The 20,521-nt window shown below is 72.3% G+C and carries 13 protein-coding genes; 2 read left to right on the top strand and 11 right to left on the bottom strand.

The genetic code is table 11. The features are described from left to right. Nucleotides 1–135: 135 nt before the first annotated feature. On the top strand, nucleotides 136–1,665 hold the full coding sequence (locus IQ279_RS19305) for a helix-turn-helix domain-containing protein (RefSeq protein ID WP_206349963.1): 1,530 nt from the start codon (nucleotides 136–138) through the stop codon (nucleotides 1,663–1,665). Between the two features lie 90 nt (nucleotides 1,666–1,755). Here the strand turns inward: IQ279_RS19305 and IQ279_RS19300 are convergent, their stop codons facing one another. The 11 genes from IQ279_RS19300 to IQ279_RS28125 all read right to left on the bottom strand — a co-directional run bounded on the left by IQ279_RS19300 (nucleotide 1,756) and on the right by IQ279_RS28125 (nucleotide 13,581). Further along, nucleotides 1,756–2,517 (bottom strand): enoyl-CoA hydratase/isomerase family protein, encoded by a 762-nt coding sequence (locus IQ279_RS19300; protein ID WP_206350029.1) that lies wholly within the window; start codon nucleotides 2,515–2,517, stop codon nucleotides 1,756–1,758. A gap of 19 nt (nucleotides 2,518–2,536) precedes the next feature. Continuing rightward, nucleotides 2,537–3,787 (bottom strand): cytochrome P450, encoded by a 1,251-nt coding sequence (locus IQ279_RS19295; protein WP_206349961.1) that lies wholly within the window; start codon nucleotides 3,785–3,787, stop codon nucleotides 2,537–2,539. Between the two features lie 103 nt (nucleotides 3,788–3,890). After that, entirely contained in the window at nucleotides 3,891–5,258 is a 1,368-nt protein-coding gene (locus IQ279_RS19290) for a cytochrome P450 (RefSeq protein WP_206349960.1), read from the bottom strand. Nucleotides 5,259–5,267: 9 nt separating this feature from the next. Beyond that, nucleotides 5,268–5,855, bottom strand: coding sequence for a GTP-binding protein (locus IQ279_RS19285; RefSeq protein ID WP_372445182.1), 588 nt, complete (start codon nucleotides 5,853–5,855; stop codon nucleotides 5,268–5,270). After that, complete coding sequence (locus tag IQ279_RS19280) at nucleotides 5,839–6,213, bottom strand: DUF742 domain-containing protein (RefSeq protein WP_206349959.1); 375 nt, start codon at nucleotides 6,211–6,213, stop codon at nucleotides 5,839–5,841. Before IQ279_RS19280 ends, IQ279_RS19285 begins: the two co-directional genes overlap by 17 nt. Beyond that, nucleotides 6,210–6,611: a roadblock/LC7 domain-containing protein gene (locus IQ279_RS19275; protein WP_206349958.1), complete on the bottom strand. Its 402-nt coding sequence runs from the start codon at nucleotides 6,609–6,611 to the stop codon at nucleotides 6,210–6,212. The genes IQ279_RS19280 and IQ279_RS19275 overlap by 4 nt, the downstream gene beginning before the upstream one ends. Then, nucleotides 6,611–7,687, bottom strand: coding sequence for an ATP-binding protein (locus IQ279_RS19270; protein ID WP_241028381.1), 1,077 nt, complete (start codon nucleotides 7,685–7,687; stop codon nucleotides 6,611–6,613). The genes IQ279_RS19275 and IQ279_RS19270 overlap by 1 nt, the downstream gene beginning before the upstream one ends. Before the next feature lie 657 nt (nucleotides 7,688–8,344). Beyond that, on the bottom strand, nucleotides 8,345–9,349 hold the full coding sequence (locus IQ279_RS19265) for an AraC family transcriptional regulator (RefSeq protein WP_206349957.1): 1,005 nt from the start codon (nucleotides 9,347–9,349) through the stop codon (nucleotides 8,345–8,347). Between the two features lie 30 nt (nucleotides 9,350–9,379). Further along, nucleotides 9,380–10,201, bottom strand: a complete 822-nt coding sequence (locus tag IQ279_RS19260) for an NmrA family NAD(P)-binding protein (RefSeq protein WP_307792434.1) — start codon at nucleotides 10,199–10,201, stop codon at nucleotides 9,380–9,382. A 114-nt stretch (nucleotides 10,202–10,315) separates the two neighbouring features. After that, on the bottom strand, nucleotides 10,316–11,317 hold the full coding sequence (locus IQ279_RS19255) for a DUF389 domain-containing protein (RefSeq protein ID WP_206349956.1): 1,002 nt from the start codon (nucleotides 11,315–11,317) through the stop codon (nucleotides 10,316–10,318). Nucleotides 11,318–11,466: 149 nt separating this feature from the next. Continuing rightward, nucleotides 11,467–13,581 carry a cellulase family glycosylhydrolase gene (locus tag IQ279_RS28125; protein ID WP_241028380.1) on the bottom strand — a complete coding sequence of 705 codons (2,115 nt, stop codon included), beginning with the start codon at nucleotides 13,579–13,581 and terminating at the stop codon, nucleotides 11,467–11,469. 462 nt (nucleotides 13,582–14,043) lie between these two features. Between IQ279_RS28125 and IQ279_RS19245 the strand changes: the two genes are divergently transcribed. Continuing rightward, the gene (locus IQ279_RS19245; RefSeq protein ID WP_307792430.1) at nucleotides 14,044–20,469 is read left to right on the top strand and encodes a protein kinase domain-containing protein; all 6,426 of its coding nucleotides are present in this window, start codon (nucleotides 14,044–14,046) and stop codon (nucleotides 20,467–20,469) included. The last annotated feature ends 52 nt before the right edge of the window (nucleotides 20,470–20,521 follow it).

The raw sequence follows: 20,521 nt of genomic DNA, 5'->3' as shown, positions 1-20,521 counted from the left end.
CACCCCCGCCCAAGCACCGGCGCGGAGACGGGCGGACATGCGCTTGTCCGATAAAAGGGTGAAAGTAGGAAGAAAAACAGAAGCATACTCAAGCCCCGGATGTTGACATCTCATATCTGAGATAACATCCACCACATGACCGACGACTACCTCATGCGCATCGGCAAGCTCATCCGCGACGCCCGCCAGCACCGTGGCTGGACCCAGGCCCAGCTGGCGGAGGCACTGGCCACCAGCCAGAGCGCGGTCAACCGCATCGAGCGCGGCAATCAAAACATCAGCCTTGAGATGATCGCCCGTATCGGTGAAGCCCTGGACAGTGAGATCGTCTCACTGGGCTACTCCGGCCCGATGCATCTGCGGGTCGTCGGAGGCCGCCGCCTGTCCGGCGCGATCGACGTCAAGACCAGCAAGAACGCCTGCGTCGCCCTGCTGTGCGCCTCCCTGCTGAACTCCGGCCGCACCGTGCTGCGCCGGGTCGCCCGGATCGAGGAGGTCTACCGGATCCTGGAGGTGCTCGGCTCCATCGGGGTGCGCACCCGCTGGATCAACGACGGCGCCGACCTGGAGATCGTCCCGCCGGCCGAGCTGGACCTGGACGGCATCGACGCCGACGCCGCCCGCCGCACCCGCAGCATCATCATGTTCCTCGGTCCCCTGCTGCACCGCATGGACCACTTCCGCATCCCCTACGCCGGCGGCTGCGACCTGGGCACCCGCACCGTGCAGCCGCACATGAGCGCGCTGCGGCACTTCGGCCTGGAGGTCACCGCGACCGAGGGCACCTACCACTCGGTGGTGGACCGCTCGGTGCGCCCCACCCGCCCCATCGTGCTGACCGAGCGCGGGGACACCGTCACCGAGAACGCCCTGCTGGCCGCCGCCCGGCACGACGGCACCACCGTCATCCGCAACGCCTCCTCCAACTACATGGTCCAGGACCTGTGCTTCTTCCTGGAGCAGCTGGGCGTGCGGGTGGAGGGGGTCGGGACCACCACGCTCACCGTCCACGGCGTCCCCCGCATCGACCGGGACGTGGACTACTCCCCCTCCGAGGACCCGGTGGAGGCGATGAGCCTGCTGGCCGCCGCCGTGGTCACCGAGTCGGAGCTGACGGTGCGGCGGGTGCCGATCGAGTTCCTGGAGATCGAGCTGGCCGTGCTGGAGGAGATGGGCCTGGACCACGACCGCGGCGCGGAGTACCGCGCCGACAACGGCCGTACCCGCCTGGTCGACCTCACCGTGCGGCCCTCCAAGCTGGAGGCGCCGATCGACAAGATCCACCCGATGCCGTTCCCCGGCATCAACATCGACAACGTGCCCTTCTTCGCGGCCATCGCCGCCAGCGCCCAGGGCAAGACCCTCATCCACGACTGGGTCTACGACAACCGCGCCATCTACCTGACCGACCTCAACCGGCTCGGCGGCCGCCTGCAGCTCCTGGACCCCCACCGCGTCCTGGTCGAGGGCCCCACCCGCTGGCGGGCCGCCGAGATGATGTGCCCGCCCGCGCTGCGCCCGGCCGTGGTCGTGCTGCTGGCGATGATGGCCGCCGAGGGCACCTCGGTGCTGCGCAACGTCTACGTCATCAACCGCGGCTACGAGGACCTGGCCGAGCGGCTGAACTCGGTGGGCGCGCGCATCGACATCTTCCGCGACATCTGACGGCCGAGATGCCGCCGCAGCCCCCTCCGGCCCGCGATGCGCTGTGGTGCGGCGGGCCGGTAGGGGCTGCGGCGGCGGGACCGGCCGGGCTCACCCGGGCCGGGAGGCGGAGACGGCGCAGGCCGCGGACAGCAGCTGGGCGTCGAGCAGGCCGGCGTCCGCGAGCCGGGTGCCCCTGGAGTACGCCCCGAGTACGGCCTTGGCCAGCGGAAGCGACTCGGGCGGGCGGCGGAGCAGCGGCTTGACCCAGGCCTCGACGGCCGCGTCGAGGCCGTCGGCCGGCACCGTCTTGTGGAGGATGGACATCTCCTGTGCCGTCTCGGCGTCGAACGGGGCGCAGGTGAGGAGGAGTTCGCGGATCCTGGCGGTTCCGGCCTCGCTGAGCAGCCGGGGCAGGACACCGCCCCACACCGGTGCCACGCCCAGGGCGACCTCGGGCAGCCGGAACCGGGTGGTGTCCGCTCCGGCCCGCAGGTCGCAGAAGACGGTGAGGGCGAGGCCGGCGCCGATGACCTTGCCGTGGACCCGTGCGATGGTGATCGCGGTGGTGGTGTCCAGGGCTTCGCACACGCGCCGGGCCTTGTCGGCGATCACCCGGAGCCCGCCCCCGGTGGGGTCCGTCTCCAGGGAGGCGGCGAACTCCTCCCGGTCGGCGCCCAGGCAGAAGTGCTCCCCCTCCCCGGAGAGCACCAGGACCCGGATCTCGGGGCGGTCGCCGACCGCGCCGAGGACGGCGAGGAGTTCGTCGAGGGTGGCGGCGGTGAGGGTGTTGCCGGTCTCCGGGCTGTCCAGGCGGACATGCAGAACGGGTCCGTCCTGGCTGACGCGGAGTGTCTTGTACCGGTTTTCCATCTGGGTGGTCACGGGCACCTCATGGCAGGGCGACGGGCAGGGTGAGCATGCGGCGGAAGGCGACCCGCGGGGCCCACTGGGGCTCGCGGGCGAGGACGAGGGCGGGGAAACGTTCCAGCAGAGCGGTGAGCAGGGTCGTGGCCTCCAGGCGGGCCAGGGGCGCGCCGAGGCAGTAGTGGATGCCCCCGCTGAAACTCAGGTGGGCCGCCTTGCGGCGGACGTCGAAGGTGTCGGGGTCGGGGCAGTGGGCGGGGTCGCGGTTGGCGGCGCCGATCATGAGGTGCACCATCTGGTCCGCGCGGATGTCGACGCCGGCGACGGTGAGGTCCTTGCGCGCGATGCGGCTGGCGACGTGGGTGGGCGCGTCGTACCGCAGCGCCTCCTCGACCGCCGCGGGGACCTGCTCGCGGTGGCCGCGCAGCCATTCCCACTGCCGCGGGCGTTCCAGGAGGAGCTGGACCATGGTGGCCAGCAGGGTGGAGGTCGTCTCGAGCGCGGCCAGGAGGACGAACAAAGTGGTGTGGTAGACGGCTTCGTCGGCTGCCTCCCGGTCGGGCTCGATCCCGTCCCAGGCCCGGATCCAGGCCGAGACCGGGTCGGATCCGGGTCTGGCGCGGCGCTCGCGGACCAGTGCGGTGAAGTAGCCGCGCAGCTGCGCCGTCGCCGCGTCGGACAGCGCGAGCTGGCTGGCGGAGGGGAGGAGTTCCTGGGCGAAGACCTGGTCGTGGGTGAGGTCGCGCAGCAGCGGGTGGTCGTCGGCCGGCAGGCCGAGCCACCGGCCGACGGTCATGACGGGCAGTTCCTCGGCGACCAGGGGCACGAAGTCCGCCTCTCCGCCGGTGAGGTGTTCGGCGAACCGGTCGACGAGGCCTCTGGTGATGTCGGCGACCGGGCGCCGCAGCCCCTCCAGCGATCTTCGGTCGAGCCCGCCGCTGGTCACCCGGCGTACCCGGGTGTGGTCGGGCGGGTTGAGCGCGGGCAGGGTCTTGCTCATCTCCTGGGAGGACACCGCGCTCCACCGCGTCGCCTCTCCCTGGGCGGCACGCCACCGGGCGTCGGGGACGTGCCAGTCCCTGCTGCGCAGGATCCGGTCGGCCAGGTCGAACGAGGTGACCAGGTGTCCTCCCCACGGCGCCGGGATGATGCCCCCCATCGCCCGGAGTTCCGCGTAGTAGGGGTAGGGGTCCCTCTGGCCCGCGGCGGTCCGCAGGCGGGATATGAGGGCTGCGGCGGAACGCCGGTCGGTGGAGGGGGCTGTCGCGGATCCCACGCGGGGCACTCCTTCATGACGGACAGTCGGAAAGACCTGCCGTCTCTACCCGTGCCACAGAATGACTATGCGATTATCCCTCTGTCACATGCTGTTATGTAGATCACGCCCCGGTGAGCCACTTGAGGAAGGAACTCCACCGCGTGGCCTTCGCGTGGGACTGCGACACGGAAGGCGCGGTGTGGTGGGCGGGCTCCGCGGCCGACGCCGAGGCCTGCCGCGGACGGGCCTGGGACTGCCGGGCCGACGGCGGGGCGGGGGTGAAGTGGACGGGCAGGGTGGTGAGTGTTCTGCTCCAGGGTGTCGGCTGCCAGGTCAGGCGGTCGAAGTCGATGCCCAGGGAGATGTCGGGCAGGCGGGTGAGCACCCTCTCGATCGCCTTGGTCCCGATCAGGTTGGCGGGGTCCTTGGCGGGGCACACGTGGGGGCCCGCGCCGAACGCGAGGTACGCCCGCCCCCTGAGGGCGTAGCGGTCCTCGGTCACGGCGGGGTCGGTGTTGGCGGCCGCGAAGCTGATCACCACGGGGTCGTCGGCCCGCAGGAGCCTGTCGTCGAGCTCCACGTCCTGCACGGGGTAGTGCACGGCGTAGTTGGCGATGGGGGCGTACTTCCACAGCACTTCGTTGACGGCGTCCTCGACCAGCACCTGGGTGCCCGTGTACCGGTCGTCGCCGAGCATCAGGGCGATGCCCGTGCTGATGAGGGAGGTCAGCGGGGCGGTGCCTCCCGACAGCAGCGTGACGAGCTGGTTGACCATCTCGTCGTCGTTGAGGCCCGCGGGGTGCCTGAGCATCTGGGAGGTGACGTCGGCCCCCGGCGACCGCCGCTTGAGGGTGACGAGCCTGTGCAGGGCCTGCCCGAGGATCTGGTTGGCCTGCTCGGCGTCGGATCCGCCCTCGAATATGCCGGAGACGCCGAAGACGATGTCGTCGCCGATGTCGGGCGGGCACCCGAAGAGTTCGCTGAAGACCAGCAGGGGCAGCTGCTGGGCGTAGTCGGTCACGAGGTCGGCCCTGCGGCCGCGGCCGCTGATCTGGTCGATCAGGTAGTCGGCGACCTGCTCCACGTGACGCCCCAGCTGGTGGGGGTCCACGGTGTCCAGGCCGTCGGTCGCCACCTGCCGCAGCCGCGCGTGGTCGGCTCCGTCGGAGAACAGGGCGTTGGGCCGGTAGCCCATCATGGGCAGGGCCGGGCTGTCGGCCGGTACGCGGCCCTCGTTGAGGGCGCGCCAGCGGCGTGCGTCCCGGACGAACGTGTCGGGGTGCTGCAGGATGTGCAGCGCGGCCGCGTAGCTCGTCACCAGTTCCGCTTCGACGCCGGGCGCCACCTCCACGGGCGCGCTGGCCCCGAACTGCCTCAGGTGGTCGTAGTAGCTGTCGGGGTCGTCCCCGAACTCGGTTGTGTACAGGGGGACTCTGCCGTGGGCGGGGCAGCCGGGCGGGGGCTGCCGGTAGTCCGGTCGGTGCTGCACGGGGGGCTCCTAGTCGGTGCGGGAGAGGAGATACTCCACGAAAGTGATCAGGGTGTTGGCCGAGGATGCCTGGTCCCGGACGTCGCAGGAGACCACGGGCACGTCGTCGGGCAGGTTGAGCGCCTCGCGGACCTCTTCGGCGGCGTAGGAGGGGGATCCGTCGAAGCGGTTCACCCCGACCGCGCACGGGAGTCCGTACTGCTCCACGAGGTCCAGGACGGGGAAGGACTCGCCCAGCCGCTCCGGGTCGACCAGCAGCAGCGCGCCCAGGGCCCCGATCGAGAGGTCCTCCCACAGTTGCTGGAAGCGCTGCTGCCCGGGGGTCCCGAACAGGTACAGGACCAGTTCCTCGCTGAGGGTGAGGCGGCCGAAGTCCAGGGCGACCGTGGTCGTCGTCTTGTCCGGCGTGCCGGCGAGGTCGTCCACGCCGGCGCTGGCCTCCGTGATCAGTTCCTCGGTGCGCAGCGGCTCGATCTCGGAGATGCTGCCGACGAAGGTGGTCTTGCCGACACCGAAGTGACCGACGACCAGGATCTTCACCGTCGTCCGGACGGACCGGCCCAGGTGGACCGGCCCACGGTCAGGCGAATCGAGCACGGAGGCCATGCAGTACATCCTCGAGAAGTTGTCTGGGGACGCGCTCGGCACTCGGCACCGGAGCACGGGTCAGGATCATGCCTTTTTCGGCCAGTTCGGCGAGCAGCCCGCGCACGATCCCCAGGGGGAGGCCGAGGTACCCGGCGATCTCGACGACCGAGAGGTAGCCGCCCATGCACAGTTCCAGCACGCGGCGGCTCTCCGGGGACGTCACCCATCTGTCGGAGGCGTCATCGGCGGCCGTGATCAGTGTCGTCACCGAGAACTCCCGTTCGGAGGGAATCTCACGGCCGCCCGTGATGACGTAGGGACGTACTAATCTTCCGGTCGGCTCGAAGGCCGGGTCTTCAGTGCTCACGTTCCATCAGCCATCTCGCGAGGCGGGGCGGTCATCTCTTCACCGAGGCTCTGCACGAGCTGGTGCATGCGGAAGGTGATCCCTTCCATGTCGACGTCCGTCGAGGCCGAGACGGCCAGGTAGGCCCCGCTGCCGGCCGCCACGAGGAACAGCCATCCGTGGTCGAACTCGACCACCGTCTGGCGCCACTGCGACTCCCCCTCGGTGCCCACGAAGCCCGCCGTGGAGCGGCTGATCGACTGCAGGGCGCTCATCGCCGCGGCCGTCCGGTCGGCCAGATCGGGGTGAAGGGTCTCGGTCATGCCTCGCTTGAGACCGTCGGCCGAGACGAGCAGCGCGTGCCGCGCGCCGGGCACCTTCAGGATGTTCGCGAGCATCCATGACAGGTCTTCCTGCATCAAGACTCCTGCCCTTCCTGATTCGTCACGGGGAGCTGTCGGCCCGTCCGCGTGCCTCTCTGCAGCGCCGCCATCCTGGCGGCGGCGGACTCCACGTTCTGCCCGGGCTGTCTGCCGCCCTCCGCGGAGGTGGTGTGCACGAGGGTGATGGGGGCCTTGCGTTCGCCCCGCTTGGGCAGGCCGTTGGCGGTGCGGTCGCCGGAGGGGTTCTGCGGGGCAGGGGCGTTCTGCGGGGTGGCTGCCATGGCGGGTGCGCTCCTCCGCTCGGTGTACTCCGTCGTCAGGAGCCCCTCGGGAACGCGCACGATCGCCCGCGCACCGCCGAAGGGTGAGGTGGTGCTGACGTCCACGGCGAAGCCGAAGCGGCGCGCCAGTTCGGCCACCACGGGGAATCCGAACTGCGGAGGGTTGCCGAGTTCGGACAGACCGGGCCGGTACTCGCCCGAGAGGAGTTCCGCGGCCTTCTGCTTCCTCTCCGGGCTCAGGCCCGGGCCGGCGTCGTCGATGACGATGCACAGCCCCTGGTGGACGGGCTGGAGGTTCACCTCGATCGTGCTCTCGGGGCGCGAGTAGCTCGCGGCGTTGGCGAGCAGCTCGGCGACGGCCAGGGCGACACCGTCCACCGCGGCGGGGACGATGGCGAAGTTGCTCTGGGAGCGGATCTGAACCCGGTCGAAGGGACCGATCTGGCCCTGGGCGCTGCGGATCACATCATGGACCGACGCGGGCTCCCTGCGCCGCCCGGGGAACCCGCCGCACAGGATCGTGATGCCCAGGGCGCGACGGGCGAACTGGGCGTTGGCGCGGTCCACCTCCAGCAGTGACTGCAGGATCTTGTGGCCGCCGTACTCCTGTTCCAGCCGGTCCAGCATGAGCTGCTGCTCGCCGGCGAGGAGACGGAGGGTCTGCATGGCGGACTTGAGGACCGCGGAGATCTTTCCGTCGGTGACCTCCCTGACCTCCCTGGCGGCCTCCTCGGCGCTCTCCTCTGCCCTGGCGAGTCGTTCCCGGGTTTCCGCCAGTCCCCTCTCCAGCTCCCCGATACGGTTGTTCTTCAGCTTTAAATCACTGGCCAATTGCCGGGCGCGCCGTCTGCTCAGAAGGAGTACGGCCGTGGCGACAAGCGCCACAGCAGCAAGAACCCAGAAGACTGGGTCCGTGAAGTAATGTGCCATGAGCTCTCTTCGTTTAACGAGGGGCCATGAGTGAAACCGCGCTTCGCCTGTATCGCGGGAAACGCAGAAGCGCACCGGCACGCCGCGATCCCCCCGCCGCGCCCGCTGCGTGCTCAGCACCGCCAAGCGTAGCCGCTGCGGATCCGGTCGTTCCGCACCGTCAGGAACTTGCCCTCACTGCGCACTTGGCGGCCTGGATCCGGCGAGCAAGGCGCTGGCGGGCAAGCGCGCCGATCTTAGCACCGCGCATCCTGATGCCGCTTTTCGAAAGTCGGGCCATTTCGCTATCGCGGGCATATTTCCCTGTCACTCACCTTTTGGGCGTTTTGTTTCTCCGCCCGCCCGGCGGAGGCGAAGCCGTGAAGCCGAGCACGACATGGCCGACGGCTCCACTTTTCAGGCGGAATTCACAGAGGATCCCCCGGGCCTTCATACGGGCATAGAGGGGAAGGCGGCGTGCTCGACGCGGGCAGGGCCCTCGCGGCGAGAGGCGCCGTGTTCCTCTTTCCGTGCCGGCGGCGCGGCAGGCGCGGCGGCCGCCGGCACGGCGGGGCGAGGTCATGCCCGGGAGCGGCCCTCGAGGACGACCGTCCGTTCGTCGGAGCAGGTGTCCGCGGCCTCGCCGGGCCGCTCCCCCCGGCGGAACTCCCGCGGGCTGACGCCGCGTTCCCGCTTGAACGCGGTGCTCAGGGCGAACGGGCCCGAGTAGCCCACCCGCCGGGCGATGCCTGCGACGGACAGCTCGGGGTCGCGCAGCAGTTCGGCGGCGAGCGTCAGCCGCCACCCGGTCAGGTAGGACATCGGCGGCTCGCCGACGAGTTCGGTGAAGCGGCGGGCCAGCGCCGCCCGGGAGATCCCGGCGGCGGAGGCGAGCGAGGCGACCGTCCACGGCTCGCCGGGCCGCTCGTGCAGCAGTCTCAGGGCCTGCCCCACCACCGGGTCGCCCTGGGCCCGGAACCAGGGCGGCGCGCCGGTGCCGGGCTCCGCGAGCCAGGAGCGCAGGACGTCGATGAGCAGCAGGTCGAGAAGCCGGTCCAGGACCACCTCCTGGCCGATCTCCTCCTTGTCCACCTCGGCGGCCAGCATGCCGATCAGCGGGGTGCGCGCGGCCGAGGCGGGCCGCAGCAGCAGGGCGGGCAGACCGTCGAGCAGTCTGCGCCCGACCTCGCCGGGCGCCTGGTAGGTGCCGCTGAGCATCACGGTCGACCCCGCGCGGTGCGGCTGGCCCCAGGTGCGCACCCCCAGGGACATCGCCTCGGTGAGGTCCTCCCCCTCGGCGGTGCCGCAGCGCTGTCCGGGGCCGACCGTGATGCCCGGCGGCGTCGCCGGGTCGTCGGCGAGCGTGTACGGGTCGGGCCCGCGCAGGACCGCCACGTCCCCCGCCGCCAGCCGCGCCGGCTCGCGGCCCTCGCGCAGCACCCACGCCGAGCCGTGCAGCACGGTGACCAGCGACAGGGGCGCGCGGTCCTCGACGCGCAGCCCCCACGGCGGGTTGAACACCGACTTCAGCAGGAAGGCGCCCCTGGCCCGGGGGCTCCCCAGCAGTCCGCCGATCGTGTCCACAGCGCTCGCCTCCCGCCTCCCGCCGCCCGGTCAGGCGTCCCAGACCCCGGTGGCCGCGGTCTCCCCGGCGTACCGCGAGAAGTCCTTGGGCTCCCGCCCGAGCACCTCGCGGACGCCGTGCACCACACCGGCGTTGCGGCCGTCGGTGATGAGGGTGAACAGGTCCGCGAACTCCTCCGGCGCGCCCGCCTCCCGCAGCATCGCACGGTAGTCGTCGGCGCCGACCGGAGTGTAGGTGATGGTGCGGCCGGTGGCCGCCGACAGTTCGCGGGCCGCGTCGTGGAAGCTCAGCGGCCGGGGGCCGGACAGCTCGTAGGTCCTGCCGATGTGCCGGTCGTCGGTGAGTGCGGCGACGACGACGTCGGCGATGTCGTCGGCGTCGACGAACGGCTCGACGGCGTCCCCGGCGGGCAGCGCCAGCTCGCCCGAGCGGACCGGGCCGAGGAAGAAGTCCTCGCTGAAGTTCTGGTTGAACCAGTCGGCCCGCACGAGGGTCCAGTCGCAGCCGGAGGCCTTGAACGCCTCCTCACTGGCGGCCGCGCCCTCCTCGCCCCGGCCGGAGAGCAGCACCAGGCGGCGCACCCCCCGCTCGACGGCGAGGGCCGCGAACCGCCCGACGGCCTCCTTCGCCCCGGGGAAGGCGAGGTCGGGGTAGTAGGTCACGTAGGCGGCGCGGGCCCCGTCCAGCGCGGCCGGCCAGGTGCTCTCGTCCTCCCAGACGAAGGTGGTCCCGCCGCTGCGGGAGGCGGGACGTACGGGGCGGCCGAGCGCCCGGAGGCGGTCGGCCACCCGCCGTCCGGTCTTGCCGGTGCCGCCGACGACGAGGATGGGGGTGGTGTCGTTTCCCTGGATGTTCACGGCTCCATTGAAGTCCGAGCCCGGCGGACGCTCCATGGCCGCCGGGCTCACGTTCATACGCGATCGTCTCGGCTCGCGGGCACGGTGCGGGGCGGTGTGGGGCGGTGTTCAGTCACCGACCACCCCGGCGTCGACACGCCTGCCGCGTGAGGCGTCCACCACGACGGGGACGCCGTCGGGGATCCGTCCCTCCAGCCGGTCGAGCAGGGACCGAACCGGCGGGAGCTCTCCGGGCACACGGACGTGGACGTGCATCGTGCGGGAGACCGCGTCGACTTTCGTGACGGACGCGCCGGGCTCGTCGGCGAGCCACTGCCGCGCCGCGTCCTTGGTCCGGCCGGTCCAGGTGTTGAGCAGGAACGTGAGGGCCGTGTTGGCCGTCAGCGGCACGAACACGACGGTGAACAGCAGGGCCATGGCGGCGTACGTGCGGCGGGCCGGACGCCCGGAGGCCCGGCCCGCCTCCGTGCCGTAGCCGAGCGAGGCGAAGACCACCATCCCGCCGAAGACCAGGGCGAAGAGGTTGGAGACGAACAGCACCAGCGCGCCCAGCGCGAGCCATCCGGACAAATGTCCCAGGCACACCCCCACCACCGTCAGGGGCGGGACGAGGGAGATGGCGATCGCCACGCCGGGCAGCACGGCGCCGACGTCCCGGCGGGCCTGGGCCACCGCGCCGGCGAAGCCGGTGGCCAGGGCGGCGACCAGGTCCATCAGACCCGGTGAGGTGCGCGAGGAGATCTGGCTGTTGGACAGCAGGTCGTAGTCGTCGGGCAGAGGCGCCGACATGGCCATCCCGAGCACGACCACCAGCAGGCCCGCCAGGATGACGACCCTGACCGATCCGGTGCGGCGGCGCCGCACCGACCCCAGGGCGATGCCCATGATCGGCGTGGACAGGGGAGCGATGATCATCGCCCCGATCACGGTCGCCGCCGAGTCCGTGAGCACTCCGCCGCCCGCGATCACCGAGGACAGCGTCAGCATCGTCCAGAAGGCCGAGCGTTTGGAGGCGGCGTCCCCGACGGACAGATCCAGGGCCTGGGCCAGCTCGTCCATCGAGCGGCGCTGGGAGGCGGGCAGGACACGGGCGCGGATTGCACTGATCACACCCTCAAAGCAAGCACGGCGGACACTCCCGCGGACGGCGGGACACGGGTGGACGCGCGTTCGGTCCGGCGCCCCGCCCCCGCCGGGAGAGGCGGGGGCGGGGCGCCGGCGGGCGGCTCGGCGTCACCCGGCAGCGCTCACGGCACCGGTCAGTGCGGCTCGGCGCCCCACGCGGCGTCCCCGGCGAGGGAGGCGGTGATCGCCGGAGCCTCGGTGTAGGAGGCGGAGGTGGCGTGGCTGTGGTCGTCCGTCTCGTCGAACGCCGACCAGTCGGCCTTGCTCATCCGGAGCTGGATGTCCCCGGTGTCCGCGCCGGGGGCGAGGCCGCCTCCGGTGAAGCCGACCTCGAGGTAGGCGTCCGCCCCGTCCACGGGGATGTCGAGCTCGACCACGCGCAGCTCCAGGCCGGAGCATCCCACGACGGCCCAGTCGCACCACGCGCCCACGGAGGAGCCGCCGTCCCGGGTGAACCAGTAGCGCACCGTGACATCGGCCAGGTCGATCTGCCGGTCGCCGCTGTTGACGACCTTCAGGTGCGGCCGTATCGCGTTGTCCCGGGGGTCGTCGCTGTTGCGGTGCAGGACCGTCAGGTCACCGCTGGGCACACCGGGCGCCCCGGTGGTGACGGTCAGCGGGGCGGACGCCGCCGACACGTTGCCCGCGGCGTCGCGGGCCCGCACCGTGTAGACGTACTCGGTCTCGGCGTCGAGGCCACCGTCGGTGAAGGAGGTGCCCCGCACTCCGCTCGCCACCTCGACGCCGTCGCGGTGCACGCTGTAGTCGACGACCCGTACGTTGTCGGTGGCCGGCCGCCAGCTCAGGGAGACCCGGGAGGCCGTCGCCTGCGCGGCGAGGCCGCCGGGCGCCGTGGGCGCCTCGGTGTCGGGTCCGGGCTGCTCGCCGGAGGCCTCGGCCAGGCTGATGCCGGTGGTGCTGTCCGCACCGCCCAGGGGCACCTGGTGGTCGAGGCTGACGAACTTGCCGTCCTGCTGCCACAGAGCCGGCTTCAGGAACTCGTACTTCTCCTCGTCCCACGTGGTCCAGTCGCTGTTCAGCAGCCCCCCGGTGTCACCCGAGTTCGGGTTGAGGACCCAGAAGGTGTGGTGCAGCCGTTCCTCGGTGATCAGGGACCGGAGCGCCGTCATCCACTTCTGGTTGGGCCCGCCGTCCAGGAAGCCGCCCCACTCGCCGATGAGCAGCGGGGAGGTGTTCTCCTTGTGCAGGTAGAGCCAGTTGGGGTCCCACACGTCCGCTTCGAGCGTCTCCCGGTTCCACTCCCCCTCGAACCACGGCTGCAGGTGGACCAGCGGGCCGTAGTCGTGCGGGGAGTAGAGGAGCTGGTCCTGGTGCTCGCCGAGGTCCACCGGGTGGTCGCGCACACCGCGCAGGTTGCCGCCCCACCAGTTGTTGTGGAAGGCCTTGGGGTCCTCGGAGTCCCAGCTCTTCCCGTCCTTGGGATAGGTCTCGATCCCCTCGCACAGGATGAGCACCTTGGGGTTGATGTCCAGGATGCGCCGGCCGGCCGTCTCGCAGGCGTGCTTGAAGTTGTCGACGTCCTCGCTGCCGTCCCACTTGGCGCGCGGGGAGTCGTCGAACTGGCCGTGCGGCTCGTTCTCGATGTCCATCGCGACGACGGTGTCGTTGTCCTTGTACCGCTCGGCGGCCCACTCCCACGACTGGTAGAACAGCTCGGGTGTGATGGAGCCCTTCCACCAGACCGGGTAGATGTGCCCGGTGTTGTCCGCGTCCGGGCTGTGGGCGTCCAGCATGACCTTGAGCCCGTACTGCTCGCACAGATCGAGCCAGTACTCGAAGATCTCCAGGGTGGTCATGCCTTCGAGTTCGGGGTTGGCGGAGAGGTTGATTCCCGTGGCCGGCGGCAGGTCCCCCGCCCTCCACTCGAGCAGCAGCTGGGTGGAGACGGGCACCCGGACGATGTTGATGCCGCGTTCGGCCATCTGCCGGGTGACGGTCTCGATGTTGGCGGTCCACAGTCCGTGGAACACGCGCTCGGAGGTGTTGAAGCCGAACCAGTTGGTGCCCGTCAGCCAGACGGGTCTGCCGGCCTCGTCGACGATCTGGTTGCCCTCGGTGTGCAGCCAGTCCTCCTGGGGGACGGCCGCCGCGGCGGCCGTCCCGGGGTCGCCGCCGGAGGCGGCGGCGGTGACGGCCGGGACCGCCGCCATCGTGAGTCCCAGGAGCGCGGCGGCCGCCGCGCGCAGCGGGGATCTCCGTCGCGGGCGGACGGTGGGGGGTACGGGCATGAGCTTCCTCTCTTCCCTTGCTCTTCACCTGCGGCCGCCGCGGGAGGCGGCGGGGAGCCGGGGGCTGCTCCCCGCCGCCGGTCGGGAGGACCCCGGAGTCCGGGGGACCACACGCGGCGCGTCCGTTCCCCACCAGAATTGGGAGCGCTCCCAATCCAAGGCGCGGAACGGCCGACGGACTGCGCCCCGGAACAGCGCGGCGCCGCGCGTCGGACAGACACTCCGGTGTAACGGAGCGGACACATCAAGCCATCGCGCCACCCCCTTGTCAATACAGTGCGCAGAAGGTCGCGGCGCCGGACCGGACACCGGCGCCCCCGCCCCCCACCGAGGGCACCGAAGAATTGATCGCGCGTTGACTCAGTAAACAACATCATGCGATCCTCCTCGGCGGGACGAAGGGGATACGCTCCCTGGCGGGGTGCGACCCAGTGTGTACGGCGGGTGAGGCGGGGAGGGCCAGTGGGCCTGGAGACGGTCGGCGGGCGGTTCCGGATCACGGGGGCCGTGGGGCGCGGGAACATGGGCGAGGTGCGCCGGGCCGAGGACCTCGACGCCGCCCCGGACTCCCCGCACCGCGAGGTCGCGGTCAAGACGGTGCTGCGCGGCCGGACCGGCATCGCGGTCGACACCTCCGGTTCCGGCAAGGAGATCGACCGCTTCCGCCGCGAGGTGCGCATCATGCGCATGCTCTCCCAGGGCCACCCCAACCTCACCCTGCTGATCGACGGCGGCGTGGACGGCGGCGTGGACGGGGGGCCGGGCGGCAGCGGCCTGCCCTATCTGGCGATGGAGCTGCTGGACGGCCATCCGCTGGCGGACCTGATCGACGAGGAGCCCCAGCTGCCGGTCTCCTGGGCCGCCGCGATCGGGGCTCAGATCGCCGCCGGGCTGACCGCCGCGCACACCGCCGGGGTCGTCCACCGCGATCTGAAGCCGGCCAATGTGATGCTGACCGGCGACGGCACCGTCAAGATCCTCGACTTCGGCATGGGCTCCATCGTCGACGACCCCGACCAGACGCGGCTGACCAGCACGGGCGTCAGCGTCGGCACGGCCCGCTACATGGCGCCCGAGCAGTTCCGCGCCGAGCGCGTCTCGGCCCCGGCCGACCTGTACGCGCTGGGCTGCGTCCTGTACGAGCTGCTGATCGGCCGGCCCCCGTTCTCCGCCCGGACCGCCTTCGAGCTCTCCCGGCAGCATCTGCACGAGCTGCCGCCGCGGCTGACCCTGGTGCGCCCGGACCTGCCGGCCGGGCTGGTCCGGCTGGTGGACCGCCTGCTGGAGAAGGACGCCGAGCTGCGGCCGGAGAACGCCGACGCGGTCCGGGAGACGCTGGTCCCGCTCGCGCTCGCCCCGGACCCGACGGCCGGCCTCCTCGCCCCGCACTGGCGGGCGATGGACCCGGTCGCGAGGCTGCGCGCCCTGCTGCCCGAGCCCGCCCCGGCCGCGCCGGCGCCCGCGCCGCGCAGGCGGCCCCGGCTGCCCGAGACGATGGACGTCTTCGGTATCCACTCCGATCTGATCGCCGAGTACGCGGACTTCACCAGGAGCGCGACGGTGATCCGGGACGCCCGGATCGAGGGTTTCGTCGAGGAGGACCTGGCGAGGAAGTCGCAGTGGCCCGACCCGTGGCTGTCGCTGAACCCGTTCTTCGCCGACGGTGGCCAGGTCACCGACCTGGTGCGCGACGGGGTGCTGCACCCCAGGTGCGCGGAGATCTTCCAGGCCGGCAAGCGGAAGGACTCGCCCCGCCCGGACGGCCGCCCGCTGACCTTCCACCTCCACCAGCGGCAGGCGATCGAGGCCGCGCACGCGGGCGACTCCTACGTCCTGACCACCGGCACCGGCTCGGGCAAGTCGCTGGCGTACATCGTCCCGATCGTGGACCGGGTGCTGAGGGAGCGCGAGGCGGCGGGGCCGAAGGCGGGCGGCCGGGTGCGCGCGATCGTGGTCTACCCGATGAACGCGCTGGCCAACTCCCAGCTGGGGGAGCTGGAGAAGTACCTGCGCCACGGTTTCGGCAGGGGCCGCGAGCCGGTCACCTTCGCCCGCTACACCGGCCAGGAGTCCGAGGAGGACCGCCGCGAGCTGCGCCGCGACCCTCCGGACATCCTGCTGACCAACTACGTGATGCTGGAGCTGATGCTGACCCGGCCGGACGACCGCTCCAGCCTGATCCGCATGGCCGAGGGCCTGCGGTTCCTCGTCTTCGACGAGCTGCACACCTACCGGGGCCGGCAGGGCGCGGACGTGGCGTTCCTGATCCGCCGGGTGCGCGAGGCATGCCGGGCCTCGGCCTCGCTGCAGTGCGTCGGCACCTCCGCGACCATGTCGACCGAGGGCCCCTGGGAGGAGCAGCGGCGCGAGGTGGCGAGGGTCGCCGGGCGGCTGTTCGGCACGGTGGTGCTGCCGGAGCGGGTCATCGGCGAGACGCTGGTGCGGGCCACCGGCGAGGCCCCCGAGTCCGTGCCGGCCGAGCGGCTGCGGGTGCCGGCCGCGCCCCGCTCGTACGAGGCGCTGGCGAGGGACCCGCTGGCCCGCTGGGTGGAGTCGCGCTTCGGTCTGGAGACGGAGGAGGGCACGGGGCGGCTGCGCCGCCGCGCCCCGGAGACGGTCGAGCGGGCGGCCGCCGAGCTGACCGCCGCCTCCGGGGTGGACGGGGAGAGCGTGCGCGAGGCGATCCGCACGACGCTGGAGGCGGGCGCGCAGGCCAAGCACCCGTTGACGGAGCGGCCGCTGTTCGCGTTCCGGCTGCACCAGTTCCTCTCCAAGGGCGACACCGTCTACACCACGCTGGAGGACCCGCTCACCCGGCCGCTGACCCGCACCTACCAGCTGGAGCAGCCGGGCAGCGGCGGCAAGCCGCTGTTCCCGCTGTCGTTCTGCCGCGAGTGCGGCCAGGAGTACCTGACGGTGTGGCGCACCGAGGAGGGCGGCGCCTTCCGCTACGAGCCGCGCCGGGACACCTCCGCCTCCGGCGGCCGCGACGGCGAGGGCTACCTGTACCTGGGCATGCCGGGCCAGGACTACGAGTGGCCGGCCGACCCGCGGAAGGCCGTGGACGACCGGCGGCTTCCGGAGTCGTGGCTGGAGCCGGACGCGCAGGGCGTGATGGTGGTGAGGAAGTCCTACCGTCCCCGGGTGCCCAGGCGCGTCGTGGTGGACGCGTACGGCAACGAGTCCGGCGAGGGCACGGGCGAGAACGGGGGCACGGGCCTGGTGGCGGCGTTCGTCCCGGCGCCGTTCCTGTTCTGCGTGCACTGCCAGGTCTCCTACGAGCAGACCCGCGGTCAGGACTTCGCCAAGCTGGCCACCCTGGCCCAGGAGGGCCGCTCCTCGGCGACCTCGCTGATCTCGGCGTCGATCGTCAAGTCCCTGCGCGCGGTGCCGGAGGAGAGCCTGGACAAGGAAGCACGCAAGCTGCTGACCTTCGTCGACAACCGGCAGGACGCCTCGCTGCAGGCCGGGCACTTCAACGACTTCGCCCAGGTGACCCAGTTGCGCGGCGCGCTGTACCAGGCCGCGGTGCGCGCGGGCGAGGAGGGCCTGCGCCACGACGGTCTGGCCGAGGCCGTCACGGAGGTGATGGGCCTGGCCCCGCGCGAGTACGCCTCCGGCACGGACCTGCCGCCGTCCCTGGAGCGCCGGGCGGCGAAGGTCTTCCGGGACGTGGTCGGCTACCGCCTCTACCGCGACCTGGAGCGCGGCTGGCGCATCACCATGCCGAACCTGGAGCAGACGGGCCTGCTGCGGATCGACTACGAGGACCTGGTCTGGGTCGCCACCCGGCCCGAGCGCTGGCAGTCGTCCCACGCAGTGCTGCGCGGCGCCGATCCGGCGCTGCGCGAGGAGGTCGCCCGAACCCTGCTGGACTTCATGCGCCGCGCCCTCGCCATCGACGTGCGGTACTTCCGCGACGACTTCGACGCCCTCCAGCGGGCGAGCGAGGAGCGCCTGACCGGGCCGTGGGTGCTGGGCGAGAGCGACCGTCCGGCCGTCGGCACCGCCTATCCGTACGCCTCGCGGCCGGGCATGGAGCGCTCGGCGCTGTTCCTGTCGGCGCGCGGCAAGTTCGGCCGGTATCTGCGGCGGAACATCCCCGAACTGCGCGACCTCCCCCTGGACGACGTCCGATGCGTCATCGAGGACCTGCTGAAGGTGCTGCGGGAGGCGGACCTGGTGCGCGAGGTGGAGGCGGCCCCCGAGCGCTCCGGCCCGGCCTACCGCCGCCGGGCGGATCAGAAGCGCACCGGCTACCGGGTGTCGGCCTCGGCGCTCATCTGGCGGGCCGGGAGCGGTGAGCGGGGCGCGGTCGATCCGCTGGCGCGCACCTACAGCAGCGGCGAGGGCCCGCGCGTGAACCCGTTCTTCCGCGATCTGTACCGCGGCGCGGCGGCCGAGCTGGCCGGCCTGTTCGCGCGCGAGCACACCGCGCAGGTGGCCCCGGAGGACCGGCTGGAGCGCGAGCGGCGGTTCCGCGAGGCCGAACTGCCGCTGCTGTACTGCTCGCCGACGATGGAGCTGGGCGTGGACATCTCCTCGCTCAACGCGGTGATGATGCGCAACGTGCCGCCGACCCCGGCGAACTACGCGCAGCGCTCGGGCCGGGCCGGCCGCAGCGGCCGGCCGGCGCTGGTGACCACCTACTGCGCCACGGGCAACAGCCACGACCAGTACTACTTCCGCCGCTCCCGGGACATGGTGGCCGGGCAGGTGGCCCCGCCGCGCCTGGACCTGGCCAACGAGGACCTGGTCCGCTCCCACCTCCAGGGCATCTGGCTGGCGGAGACGGGCATGAAGCTGGGCACCGCGATCCCGGACGTCGTCGACGTCGCCTACGACCCCGACGGCGGCGACCGCCCCGACCCCCGCATGCCGCTGCCGCTCCTGCCCGACGTCCGCGACAAGTCCCTCGACGAGGCCGCCCGCCGCCGTGCGGTCGCCACCGCCCGCACCGTACTGGCCCCGCTGATCGCCGACTTCGAGGCCACCACCTGGTGGTACGACGAGTGGATCGAGGACCGGATCGAGCGGGCGCCGGAGCGGTTCGACGCCTCCTTCGACCGCTGGCGGGGCCTGTTCCGCGCGGCCGTGATCGACCAGTACGAGCAGAACCGGCGCGTGGTCGACCACACCCTCTCCCCCGGCGAGCAGAGCCGGGCGCGCAGCCGCCGCCGGGAGGCCGAGACGCAGACGAACCTGCTGCTGAACCGCTCGGTGGACAGCAAGTCGGTGATGAGCGACTTCAACCCCTACCGCTATCTGGCCTCCGAGGGCTTCCTGCCCGGCTACAGCTTCCCCCGGCTGCCGCTGGCCGCCTACATCCCGCGTTCGGGCAACCGCCGCAACGCCGACGGCGACTACCTCCAGCGCCCGCGCTTCCTGGCGATCCGCGAGTTCGGCCCCGGCGCGCTCATCTACCACGAGGGCGCCCGCTACCAGGTCACCCGCGTCCAGCTCCCGCCGGACGCCTCGGGCGACCTGGCCACGGCCGAGGCCCGGCGCTGCGACGGCTGCGGCTACCACCACGACGTGCGGGCCGGCTCCGACCTGTGCGCGATGTGCGGCGAGCCGCTGCGGGGCAAGCGCACCGGCCTGCTGCACCTGCACACCGTCTACACCACCCCGCGCGAGCGGATCTCCTCGGACGAGGAGGAGCGCCGCCGGGCCGGTTTCCGCCTGGAGACCTCCTACGCCTTCCAGGACCACGGCGTCCGCAAGGGCCGTCTCACCTCGCACGTCACCGACGCCGGCGGCGCGCCCGTCCTCGATCTGGACTACGGCGACTCGGCCACCGTGCGCATCACCAACCTCGGCCGGGTGCGCGACAAGGAGGGCGAGCCGGACGGCTACTGGCTGGACCTGGGCGACGGCCGCTGGCTCAACGACCGGGCCGCCGCCGACGCCATCGAGGGCACCGGCATGCCGGTGGTCGACGAGGAGGGCAACGAGAAGCGCCGCAAGAAGCGGGTGCTGCCGTATGTGGAGGACCGCCGCAACATCCTGGTGGTCACCCTGGACGAGCCGCTGCCCGAGCCGGTGGCCCTGTCGGTGCTGTACGCGCTGGAGCGGGGCGTCGAGGCGGCGTTCGAGCTGGAGGACTCGGAGCTGACGGCGGAGCTGCTGCCGCCGGACGACGGCCCGCGCCGCCGCATGCTGTTCACCGAGGCCGCCGAGGGCGGCGCGGGTGTGCTGCGCCGTGTCCAGCACGAGAGGGGCGCGCTGGCGCAGGCCGCCCGCACGGCCCTGGAGATCTGCCACTTCGACCCGGACACCGGCGAGGACCTTGGCGGCCCGGCCGACGGCGAGGAGTGCGCCCGCGGCTGCTACGCCTGCCTGCTGACCTACGGCAACCAGACGCACCACCGCAGGCTCAGCCGGCACGCCGCCCGCCCGCTGCTGCTGCGGCTGGCCGGTGCCCGCACCGAGCGGGAGGACCGGGGCGAGTCGCGCAGCGAGCGGTTCCGCCGCCTCGCCCCGGCGGTCGGCACGACGAGCGGCCCGAGCGCCCCGGACACAGCGGGCGCCCCGGACACCGCGCCCGCCTCCCCCACCCCGGCGGAGGCGGATCTCGCGGACCTCGTCGCCCGGGGAGACCTGCTGGGCTGGCTGCGCGCCAAGGGCTACCGCCCGCCGGACGAGGCCGGCGCCTTCGTCGACGCGGCGGACGCGCGCCCGGACCTGGTCTTCCACGTGGAGGACGTCCACCTGGCCGTGTTCGTCGACCTCCCCGGCCACCCGGCCGACCCCACCCGCGACACCGACGCCGAGGACCGCCTGGTGGAGGCCGGCTGGGAAGTCCTGCGCTTCCCCGCAGGCGCGGAAGCGGAAGCGGACTGGGAGGCCGTCATCGACAACCACGCCTCCTACCTCCGCCTGCGCTGACCCGCCCGCCCCCGAACCACCCGCCCCGTGACCACCCGCCCCGCACCCCGAC

The organism is Streptomyces verrucosisporus (genome assembly GCF_017114865.1).
GTDB lineage: Bacteria > Actinomycetota > Actinomycetes > Streptomycetales > Streptomycetaceae > Streptomyces > Streptomyces fenghuangensis.
The sequence above is the reverse complement of the archived record's forward strand: the minus strand, read 5'-3'. Positions and strand labels throughout refer to the sequence as shown.

What these genes read in the sequence shown, in the direction of transcription:
- IQ279_RS19300 (WP_206350029.1), bottom strand. Translation starts at nt 2,517, where the DNA reads ATGGAAAACCGGTACAAGACACTCCGCGTCAGCCAGGACGGACCCGTT.
- IQ279_RS19275 (WP_206349958.1), bottom strand. Translation starts at nt 6,611, where the DNA reads ATGCAGGAAGACCTGTCATGGATGCTCGCGAACATCCTGAAGGTGCCC.
- IQ279_RS19305 (WP_206349963.1), top strand. Translation starts at nt 136, where the DNA reads ATGACCGACGACTACCTCATGCGCATCGGCAAGCTCATCCGCGACGCC.
- IQ279_RS28125 (WP_241028380.1), bottom strand. Translation starts at nt 13,581, where the DNA reads ATGCCCGTACCCCCCACCGTCCGCCCGCGACGGAGATCCCCGCTGCGC.